The following is a 7,956-nucleotide window of genomic DNA, read 5'->3' as shown; positions in this document are numbered from 1 at the left end:
TCACGGTGCGTGCTGATCTGAGCTGGGGCCTGGTCGAGACGAGGGTGCTCGACGTCGAGAGCGAGCAGGGCCGCCTCATCGTGAAGGCCGGCGGTGCCACGGACGGTCACATCGCCCGGGAGCTCCGCGCGCACCGCGAGTGGCTGCGTCCCTGGGTCCGCGCCGGGCACGCACCCTCCCTGCTGTTCGGCGATGACGAGGCCAAGATCCTGGTCACGCGCTACCTCCCGGGCGAGCTGGTGGAGGGCACCAGCGCGCAGGACGATCCCGAGACCTACCGACAAACGGGCTCGCTGCTGGCTGTCTTCCACGGCCAGCTCTCGGTCGTCGATGACGAGTGGAACGACACATTCCGGGCGCGCGTGGAGCGACACCTCGCGCAGCCACACCGCATCGATCCCGAGATCGCGAGATGGCTCCACTCCGAGGTGGCGACCTGGCCGGGCGGTGGTGCCCGCGTCGTACCGACGCGCGGTGACTGGCAGCCGCGCAACTGGCTGATCGACGACGGCGTCGTCCGGGCCATCGACTTCGGTCGCGCCGACCTGCGCCCACCGACGGAGGACTTCGTACGCCTGGCGCGTCAGGACTTCGCTCGCAACGGTGAGCTCGAGGCGGCGTTCATCGAGGGGTCCGGGAGCGACCCACGCGAACCGGAGGCATGGCGGCGCGCGCTGGTGGGTGAAGCCGTGGGCACAGCGGTGTGGGCCTACGGGGTCGGCGATGAAGCGTTCGAGCGCTTCGGTCACCACCTGCTGGCAGGGCTGTACGCCCAGACCGACCCACTCGCACCGGGACCCGTCTGACTCACCAGCTCGTGTAGAGCAGGTGCTGCAGCAGCAGCGCGGTGAGCAGCTGCAGCGCCAGCCCCCAGCGCCGCCACCGTTCAGACAGTAGAGCGGTGGTGATCAGCAGCCACGGCACGAACGGCAGCCAGATCCGTTCCACCTCGGCCTTGCTCATCCGGGACAGGTCCGCGATCACCACCACCGTGAGCGCCGAGCCGACGAGCAGCAGTACCACCCGATCGGCCGCGGCGCGCAGCGCGACCAGCCGGGCCAGGGCGGCCGCCAGGACCGGCCCGGCCGAGAGCAGCAGGGCGGCCAGGTTGCCCCACAGCCAGTACGCCGCCGGCCGATCCGCCGCGGCCCCGTCCCAGTAGCGCTCGCTCAGCACCGGGAAGGCCTCCCACCAGGCGAAGCCGGCGACCGCGAAGCCGCCCACAACCACGCCGGCCGACGCGGCCGCGATCGGCAGCGGGTAGCCACACCCGGCGGCCACCAGGATCGCCACGGCGACCAGCCCGATCAGCGGCAGGCCGTAGGACATCATCACGGCGGTGCCGAGCAGCAGCCCGGCGAGCACCGACCACCCCACCAGTCGTCGACGCGTCCGCCAGCCGGTCGCGGCGAGCGCCAGCGCAGCCAACCCCCAGGTGGTCACGGCAGCGAACAGGGCATCGGCCGAGACCGCGGTGAAGACGGCCGCCGGGCCCAACACCAGGAACGGCGCCGCGCGCCGCGCGAGCAGCTCGCGGTCGAGGGCCCGCAGCGTGACCAGCACAGCCAGGGGTGTGGTGGCCGCGATCGCCGTGACCACGAGCGCCGCCGCCAGGTCGCCGCCCAGCCCGAGCTTGACCAGGCCGACGAAGAAGAGCAGGGCGCCCGGCGGGTGGCCGGCCACATGGGTCACCCAGTTGTCCGGGTGGGCATAGGGGATCCGGTCCACGTACTCACGCAGCATCGCCGGTACGTCGGTGGTGGCCCGCGCGGTCTCGAGGTACTCGTACGGGTTGCCCAGCACGCGGGTCAGCCCCGCCTCGCCGTCGACCAGGGCGAGCACGAGCAGCCACCCCAACCCGACGACGTACGACGCCAGCAGGAGGCGACGCCAGGACAGCCGCTCGGCCCAGTCGGGGGCGTAGCGCACCGCGAGCAGCGCCAGCAGGATCGCCGGCAGGCTCAGGCTGCCGACGTTGGGCCGCCAGTAGCCGTGCAGCGGCGGGAACTGGTCGCCGTCGCCGACCCGGGCCTGCACGTCCCACTCGGCGAGCGGCGGTACGGCGATGGCGGCGGCGATCAGCACCAGCCCCGTCACCAGCCCGACCCACTCGGCGTACCCCCGGCCGGCGTACCCCCGCTCGGCGCGCGCGCCGGGAGGGGGAGTGGACGACATGGAGCGAGCCTAGGGTGTGGCCATGGAGCCCGTCTGCGACCTCGTCCTGCCGTGCAAGGACGAGGCGGCGGCTCTGGTCGGTCTGCTGCCGCGGGTGCCGGACGCGTTCGCGGTGATCGTGGTCGACAACGGCTCGACCGACGACACCGCCGAGGTGGCAGCGCGGCTGGGCGCCCGTGTCGTGCGCGAGCCGGTCCCCGGGTACGGCGCAGCGGTGCACGCCGGCCTGATGGCAGCGACCCAGGAGTACGTCGCGTTCATGGACGGGGACTCCTCCTTCGACCCGGACGAGCTGCTCGACCTGCTGGCCGATGTGCAGGCCGGCCGCGCCGACCTCGCCGTGGGCCGGCGGCGACCCGTGCGCCGCGGCGTCTGGCCCTGGCACGCGCGCCTAGGCAACGCGCTGATCATCTGGTGGCTGCGCCGGCGGATCGGGTTCACGCCCCACGACATCGCGCCGATGCGCGTGTGCCGTCGCGAGCAGCTGATCGCCCTCGACGTGCAGGACCGGCGCTTCGGGTACCCGGTCGAGCTGCTGCAGAAAGTCACCCGGGCCGACTGGGCGATCACCGAACGCGACGTCGCCTACCACCCCCGTGCGGTCGGCACCCGGTCCAAGGTCTCGGGCTCGGTGAAGGGCACGGTCCGGACCGCACGGGACTTCTGGCGGGTGCTGACGTGAGCACCGGGCAGGCGCTGGTGGTGGCCAAGGCGCCGGCGGTCGGCGAGGTGAAGACCCGGCTCGGGGCAGCCATCGGGATGGCGGCCGCGGCCGAGATCGCGGCGGCGTCGCTGCTCGACACGCTCGCCGCCTGCCGGGCCGCGTTCGGGGTCGAGAGCTGTCACTTGGCGTTGGCCGGCGACCTGGCCCACGCCGTACGACGGGACGAGCTGGCGACGGCACTGGCGGGATGGACCCTGCGGCCGCAGCTGGGCGCGGACTTCGCCGAGCGCCTGATGCGGGCCCACCTCGACCTGGTCGACGCCGGGGGACCGGTGCTCCAGATCGGCATGGACACGCCGCAGGTGACGCCCGATCTGCTGCTCGCGGCGGCCGGCGCCTGTCGCGAGCACGACGCCGTGCTCGGCCCGGCCCCGGACGGCGGCTGGTGGCTGCTGGGCGTGCGGGACCCGCGCGACACCCGGGCGGCACGGGCACTGATGGGCGTGCCGATGTCCACCCCGACGACGTACGCGGACACCCGGCGGGCGCTGCTGGACGCCGGCCTCGACGTGGGTGGGACGGGGGAGCTGGCGGACGTGGACACGGTCGAGGACGCGGAGGCGGTGGCCGGGTTGCTGGGGGGAGGAGAGGGCTCCAGCCGGTTCGCCCGGGCCTGGGACGAGATCGCGACGACACGCCGGACCCCGCCTGCGTGAGTCGAACACCTGTTCGGGTTAGGTTGGGGCTACAGGTACGACACCGGGCAGAGGTTCTCCACAGTTTCGACGGCGCTGATCAGGCACTGTCGGTGGCTCCTCCTAGTGTCGCCGATGTGCCTGACACCCGACGAAAGAAGAGGAACACCGCCATGGCTGGTGCAGACCGCGAGAAGGCACTGGATGCTGCCCTCGCCAACATCGAGAAGCAGTTCGGCAAGGGCTCGGTCATGCGGTTGGGCGAGGAGACCCGCGCCCAGCTCGGGATCATCCCGACCGGCGCGATCTCCCTCGACATCGCCCTCGGCCTCGGTGGTCTCCCGCGCGGTCGCGTGGTCGAGATCTACGGCCCGGAGTCCTCCGGAAAGACGACGGTCGCCCTGCACGCGGTGGCCAACGCCCAGGCGGCCGGCGGCATCGTCGCGTTCATCGACGCCGAGCACGCGCTCGACCCGGAGTACGCGAAGGCCCTCGGCGTCGACACCGACGCCCTGCTGGTCTCGCAGCCGGACTCCGGTGAGCAGGCGCTCGAGATCGCGGACATGCTGGTCCGCTCGGGTGCGCTCGACCTGATCGTGATCGACTCGGTGGCGGCGCTGGTGCCCCGCGCCGAGATCGAGGGCGAGATGGGCGACAGCCACGTCGGCCTGCAGGCCCGGCTGATGAGCCAGGCGCTGCGCAAGATGACCGGTGCCCTGAACAACTCCGGCACCACGATGATCTTCATCAACCAGCTGCGCGAGAAGATCGGCGTGATGTTCGGCTCGCCCGAGACCACCACCGGTGGCAAGGCGCTCAAGTTCTACGCCTCGGTCCGGCTCGACGTACGTCGCATCGAGACGCTGAAGGACGGCACCGAGATGGTGGGCAACCGCACCCGCATCAAGGTCGTCAAGAACAAGGTCGCCCCGCCGTTCAAGCAGGCCGAGTTCGACATCATGTACGGCAAGGGCATCAGCCGCGAGGGCGGCCTGATCGACGTCGGTGTCGAAGCAGGTCTGGTCCGCAAGGCCGGCGCTTGGTACACCTACGAGGGCGACCAGCTCGGCCAGGGCAAGGAGAACGCCCGGACCTTCCTCAAGGACAACCCCGACCTCGCCAACGAGCTCGAGAAGAAGATCCTCGAGAAGCTCGGCATCGGGGCGCAGGTCGACCAGCCGGCCGACCCGCTGGGCGTCAGCGACTTCTGAGGCGCCGATGAGCGAGTCGTGGCGGGGTGACGTCGCCGCCGGGGTGGAGGCGTGGACGCGAGGTGTGTCGGGGGACCGGACCGGTCCACCGGCGCCACGCTCCCGCCCCACCCCGCCGGCGGAGGCTGTGCCCGACCCCGTCGCGGACGGTCCTCCCGCCGACCCGGAGGCGGTGGCCCGCAAGATCCTGCTCGACCAACTGACCGGTCAGGCCCGCAGCCGCCAGGAGCTCAGCGACAAGCTCGCGGCCAAGAACGTCCCCACCGACGTCGCCACCCGCCTCCTCGACCGGTTCGAGGAGGTCGGGCTGATCGACGACGAGGCCTTCGCCCGGGCCTGGATCGCCAGCCGCCAGCCGGGCAAGGGGCTGGCCAGGCGGGCGCTGGGCCAGGAGCTGCGTCGCAAGGGCATCGACGACGAGGTCGCCAAGGAGGCCCTCGACGAGATCGATCCGGCCGACGAGCAGGAGGCGGCCCGCGGTCTGGTCCGCAAGAAGCTCCGGTCGCTGAGTCGAGTGGACGACACCACCGCCACCCGGCGCCTGGTGGGCATGTTGGCTCGCAAGGGCTACAGCTCGGGCGTCGCGTTCTCGGTGGTGCGTGAGGAACTCGCGGCCGCCGGGCGGGACGAACCCGAGCCGGACGCGTCTCGATGAGGCTGGTCCGACTCGCGTTGCGCCACTAACCTCCCGGGATGGAGCCCGCCGCGGTCGTGACCCACGTGAGCGTCCTCGACCGTGGTCGGGAGCTCTCCGGGGTGGTGCGCAGTTCGGAGTCCTGGTTCGGCGCTGCCACGCGGATCTGCGCCAGTCTGCACGCCACGCCGACCCCGCTGGACCTGTCCGGTGAGGTCAAGCGCTTTGTCCTCGATCACGACGTCGTGGTCGCGGTACGGGCGATGACCCATGGCGACCTGCCCGACGTCACGCGCTGGCGCCAGAGCGAGCACGTCGCCCGGTGGTGGACGGGTGCGGGCGAACCGACGGCGGAGGGTGTGGCGGCGGCGTACGGACCCTGCATCGACGGCCTCACGCCCACCCGGATGTGGGTCGTCGAGATCAACGGTCGCTCGGTCGGGTTCCTGCAGGACTACCGGATCGGCGACCACCCCGAGTTCGCCCTGCTCGGCCCGGACCCGGAGGCGATCGGCGTCGACTATGCGATCGGGGACCAGGCCTGGGTCGGTCGCGGCCTGGGCGCGCATGTGCTCTGGGCGTGGATGCTCCGGGCCCACCACCGCTTCCCGGACGCGACGTCGTTCTTCGCGGCCCCGGACCACCGCAACGCGGCCTCGCTGCGGGTCCTGGCCAAGGCCGGGTTCCACCAGGGCGTCTGGTTCGACGCCCCGCAACCGGACGGCTCCGTCGCGACCGTGGTCGGGTGCACCCTCGACGTACCGACCGTTCTGGCCTGAAGGCTCCGCATCGGCCATGGGACATGATGTGGCCATGAGCGACCACCTGCACCGGCTGCCCACGGGCCCGGTCGACCTGTCCGCGATCGAGACCGACGTCGCCCCGGGGTTCGACGGCGGGAAGTCAGAGGGCAAGGCGGCGCTCTTCGAGCTGGGTGACGAGCTCAGCGACCTGCAGGAGCGGCTCTTCGCCGAGGGGCGCTCTGGGTCGCCACGCCGGATCCTGCTGGTGCTGCAGGGCATGGACACCTCGGGCAAGGGGGGCGTCCTGCGGCACACGGTCGGCCTGGTCGACCCCCAAGGTGTCCGGATCACCTCGTTCAAGGCACCGACCCAGGAGGAGCTCTCCCACGACTTCCTCTGGCGGATCCGCCGGGCGCTGCCCGATGCCGGGTACATCGGGGTCTTCGACCGCTCGCACTACGAGGACGTGCTGATCGCCCGGGTGCGCGAGCTGGCCGCGCCCGAGGAGATCGAGCGCCGCTACACCGCCATCAACGACTTCGAGCGCGAGCTCGTCGACGAAGGCACCGTGGTGCTCAAGTGCATGCTGCACATCTCGGCGGCCGAGCAGAAGGAGCGACTGCTCGCTCGCCTCGACGACCCCACCAAGTACTGGAAGTACAACCCCGGCGACGTCGACGAGCGGGGCCAGTGGCCGCAGTACCGACGCGCCTACGAGATCGCCCTGGAGCGGACGAACACCCCGCACGCGCCGTGGTTCGTGATCCCGAGCGACAAGAAGTGGTACCGCAACCTGACTGTCGGGCGCCTGCTGCACGACGCGCTGGTCCGGCTCGACCCGCAGTGGCCCGACGCCGACTTCGACGTCGACCTCGAGCGCAAGCGGCTCATCGACGAGGCACCGCTGACGTGATCCCCGTCGTTCGCGTCACGCGCTACGTCACCCCGCTGCGCGAAGGAGGCAGCCTGCCCGGCATCGTCGAGGCCGACGACCTGGGGACCTATGTCTGCAAGTTCCGCGGTGCCGGTCAGGGCCTCCGGGTGCTGGTCGCCGAGGTGGTCGTGGGCGAGCTGGCCCGGCGGATCGGGTTGCCGACGCCTCGACTGGTCGGCCTGGACCTCGATCCGGCGATCGCCCGGTACGAGGCGGACGAGGAGGTCCAGGACCTGCTCAACGCCAGCGCCGGACTGAATCTCGGGGTGGACTTCCTGCCCGGGTCCTTCGGTTTCGACGGCGACCTGCCGTCCGGGGACGGGGTGGCGGCCAAGGTGCTCTGGCTCGACGCCTTCTGTGCGAACGTCGACCGCTCCTGGCGCAACCCTAACCTGCTCTTCTGGCACGGCGACCTCTGGGTCATCGACCACGGGGCCTCGCTGTACTTCCATCACGCCTGGTCGGGCGGCGTCACCGACCCGGCTCGGTTCGCGGCTCAGGCCTGGAGCCCCGACGACCACGTCCTGCTCGAGCACGCGGCCGGACTCGGCCGGGCGGACGAGGAGATTCGCGCCCTGCTCGGCCCCGAGGTCTTCGCCGAGGTGCTGGAGCTGGTGCCCGACGAATGGCTGGAGCCGGTCCCCGGCGCCGAGACCCCTGGGGCCGTGCGGGCGGCGTACGTCGCCTTCCTGACCGCGCGGCTCGGCACCCGTCAGTGGTTGCCGGAGGTGGTGCGCGGATGAGCGAGCTGCCGGAGAGCAAGGGCTACCAGTACGTCGTCCTGCGTTGCGTGCCGCGCGTGGACCGCGAGGAGTTCGTCAACGTCGGTGTGGTGCTCTACTGCCAGGCCACCGACTACCTGGCGGTGCGCTGGCACGTGGACCGCGAGCGGCTCGGTGC

Annotated in this window: 10 protein-coding genes; 9 read left to right on the top strand and 1 reads right to left on the bottom strand. The window is 71.7% G+C overall.

What is annotated here, in order from left to right; translation table 11 throughout:
* Positions 1-806: phosphotransferase family protein (locus tag ABZE72_RS14095; RefSeq protein ID WP_372729665.1), on the top strand; the 806-nt coding region annotated here is incomplete at its 5' end.
* A gap of 1 nt (position 807) precedes the next feature.
* On the opposite strand, the gene ABZE72_RS14090 is transcribed toward ABZE72_RS14095, so the two are convergent.
* The gene (locus ABZE72_RS14090; RefSeq protein ID WP_372729664.1) at positions 808-2,175 is read right to left on the bottom strand and encodes a hypothetical protein; all 1,368 of its coding nucleotides are present in this window, start codon (positions 2,173-2,175) and stop codon (positions 808-810) included.
* A gap of 22 nt (positions 2,176-2,197) precedes the next feature.
* Here ABZE72_RS14090 and ABZE72_RS14085 point away from each other — a divergent pair, with 22 nt between their 5' ends.
* The 8 genes from ABZE72_RS14085 to ABZE72_RS14050 form a co-directional block, all read left to right on the top strand.
* Positions 2,198-2,857 carry a glycosyltransferase family 2 protein gene (locus tag ABZE72_RS14085; protein WP_372729663.1) on the top strand — a complete coding sequence of 220 codons (660 nt, stop codon included), beginning with the start codon at positions 2,198-2,200 and terminating at the stop codon, positions 2,855-2,857.
* On the top strand, positions 2,854-3,555 hold the full coding sequence (locus ABZE72_RS14080; protein ID WP_372729662.1) for a DUF2064 domain-containing protein: 702 nt from the start codon (positions 2,854-2,856) through the stop codon (positions 3,553-3,555). Before ABZE72_RS14085 ends, ABZE72_RS14080 begins: the two co-directional genes overlap by 4 nt.
* Before the next feature lie 152 nt (positions 3,556-3,707).
* The gene (recA, locus tag ABZE72_RS14075) at positions 3,708-4,745 is read left to right on the top strand and encodes a recombinase RecA (RefSeq protein ID WP_372729661.1); all 1,038 of its coding nucleotides are present in this window, start codon (positions 3,708-3,710) and stop codon (positions 4,743-4,745) included.
* 7 nt (positions 4,746-4,752) lie between these two features.
* Entirely contained in the window at positions 4,753-5,400 is a 648-nt protein-coding gene (locus ABZE72_RS14070; protein WP_372729660.1) for a regulatory protein RecX, read from the top strand.
* 38 nt (positions 5,401-5,438) lie between these two features.
* On the top strand, positions 5,439-6,158 hold the full coding sequence (locus tag ABZE72_RS14065) for a GNAT family N-acetyltransferase (protein ID WP_372729659.1): 720 nt from the start codon (positions 5,439-5,441) through the stop codon (positions 6,156-6,158).
* 34 nt (positions 6,159-6,192) lie between these two features.
* Entirely contained in the window at positions 6,193-7,035 is an 843-nt protein-coding gene (locus ABZE72_RS14060; protein WP_372729658.1) for a PPK2 family polyphosphate kinase, read from the top strand.
* Positions 7,032-7,799, top strand: coding sequence for a HipA family kinase (locus ABZE72_RS14055; RefSeq protein WP_372729657.1), 768 nt, complete (start codon positions 7,032-7,034; stop codon positions 7,797-7,799). The genes ABZE72_RS14060 and ABZE72_RS14055 overlap by 4 nt, the downstream gene beginning before the upstream one ends.
* A partial coding sequence (locus tag ABZE72_RS14050; protein ID WP_372729656.1) for a DUF3037 domain-containing protein occupies positions 7,682-7,956 on the top strand: 275 nt, incomplete at its 3' end. The genes ABZE72_RS14055 and ABZE72_RS14050, both read left to right, overlap by 118 nt.

Origin of the sequence: Nocardioides sp., assembly GCF_041600255.1 — a bacterium.
Taxonomy (GTDB): domain Bacteria; phylum Actinomycetota; class Actinomycetes; order Propionibacteriales; family Nocardioidaceae; genus Nocardioides.
This window is presented reverse-complemented; position numbering and strand designations above follow the sequence as displayed.